The sequence below is a fragment of the Flavobacterium sp. genome (assembly GCF_040382755.1).
GTDB lineage: Bacteria > Bacteroidota > Bacteroidia > Flavobacteriales > Flavobacteriaceae > Flavobacterium.
Genome location: NZ_JBEIET010000236.1, coordinates 1 through 1,735, shown reverse-complemented (window position 1 = coordinate 1,735; position 1,735 = coordinate 1). Strand labels below are relative to the sequence as shown.

Annotated in this window: 2 protein-coding genes and 1 pseudogene; 1 reads left to right on the top strand and 2 read right to left on the bottom strand. The window is 30.9% G+C overall.

Annotated features, from left to right (window positions below):
* Together ABWO04_RS11665 and ABWO04_RS11660 are read right to left on the bottom strand one after the other, a co-directional pair.
* Positions 1-314: YraN family protein (locus ABWO04_RS11665; RefSeq protein WP_353079859.1), on the bottom strand; the 314-nt coding region annotated here is incomplete at its 3' end.
* Between the two features lie 73 nt (positions 315-387).
* Entirely contained in the window at positions 388-1,284 is an 897-nt protein-coding gene (locus tag ABWO04_RS11660; RefSeq protein ID WP_353079858.1) for a S66 peptidase family protein, read from the bottom strand.
* Positions 1,285-1,480: 196 nt separating this feature from the next.
* Between ABWO04_RS11660 and ABWO04_RS11655 the strand changes: the two are divergent.
* A pseudogene (locus ABWO04_RS11655) lies at positions 1,481-1,735 on the top strand (GxxExxY protein); the annotation flags it as partial.

Genomic DNA, 1,735 nt, shown 5'->3' with positions numbered 1-1,735 from the left:
GTACCAGTTGCGTGAATAGCGATAATATCAAAACGAACTTCAACGTCTAAATCATTGGCAATCACGTATTCATTTATGGCTTTTACTAAAAGTTGAATTTTTTTGGGCTTTACAAAATCTTGCGGTAAACCATAATCTAATGAAGAGCGTGTTTTAACTTCAATTACAGCCAATATATCACCTTTCTGTGCGATAATATCAACTTCTGCTTTTTGAAATACCCAATTGGTTTCTAAGATATCATAGCCGTTTTTTACTAAAAAATCTACAGCCAGCTCTTCACCAAGCTTTCCTAATTCGTTGTGTTCTGCCATAGTTAAAATTCCAAATTCCAAATTCCAAAAGTAGGTTTCAAGATTGGAATTTGGGATTTTTTTATATTGTTATTTAATCAAATTTTAATTTGATTTCTTTTTCATTTACTTCAAAATCAACTTGTTTTCCTAAAATCAAAGTGCGATTATCCGATTGATGTCCTGCTGGAAATTGAAAAGCTATTGGAATACGATTTTCTTTAGCAATTTCTGTAATAATTTGTACTTCATTTTGCCCAAACGGAATTTCGTTATCGTGCATATCTGCCATACTTCCTACTATAATTCCTTTTACATTTTCGAAATAACCATTACGCTTTAAATTGTACATCATTCGATCAATATGATATAAATATTCGTCTAAATCTTCAATAAAAAGAATTTTGTCTTTCGTATCAATTGCTGATTTTGAACCTAATAAACTGTACAAAATAGAAATATTTCCGCCTACCAATTCGCCCGAAGCAGTTCCTTTTACATCATAACTTTTCGAAGGAATTGTATATGAAATCGTTTCTCCAAAAAGTGCTTTTCGTAAAGTTTCTTTTACTTCTTCAGGTGCATTTGGAACAGTAAAAGGCATAATTGAATGCAAAGACGCCACACGTTCAACATTCAATTGACTATGCAAAACCGTTACATCTGAAAACCCCATAATCCATTTAGGGCGTTTCTTAAATTTCGTAAAATTTATTGAATCTATAATTCTAACCGTACCATATCCGCCTCGAGCGCACCAAATGGCTTTTACGTTTTCATCATCCAATTGTGCTTGAAAATCTGCTGCACGTTCGGTATCTGTACCACCTAATTGGCAATTATTTAAACCAATTGTGTTTCCTAATTTCACTTTTAATCCCCAAGATTCTAATAAATCAATAGCTGGTTTGGCATCTTCAGGAAAAAATTTTCTTGCTGTACAAACAATAGCGACAGTATCTCCTGCCTTTAAAAATTGTGGTATAATCATAGAAATATAAATAAGAATTCAAAAATAAGGAATTTGAACAGAAAAATTCGTCTATTCCTATCAAATGAATTATTTTTGTATTAGTTTATTAACATATTAACTTCATAAATAAACTTAGCGATCTTAAAATTAGCGTTTTAGTTATTTCAAATATAACGCAAAGTATAGAAGTTTTTCGCAAAGTAAAAAAAGAATAATGACAGAAAATGAAATATCAAATAAAGTTATCGGAATCGCAATAGAAGTTCATAATGCATTAGGTCCAGGTTTACTTGAAAATGTATATAAAGAATGATTGTATTACAAACTCAAACAAGCGGGTTTGAAAGTTGAGAAAGAAAAATCAATTCCATTGATTTTCGAAGAAGTTAAACTTGAGAGTGGCTATCGAATTGATTTATTAGTCGAAGATAAACTTGTTATAGAGTTAAAAAGTGTTGAGATGCTTTCC

Excerpts from the sequence above, each read along its gene's own strand:
- ABWO04_RS11660 (WP_353079858.1), bottom strand. The coding sequence starts at position 1,284 with ATGATTATACCACAATTTTTAAAGGCAGGAGATACTGTCGCTATTGTT.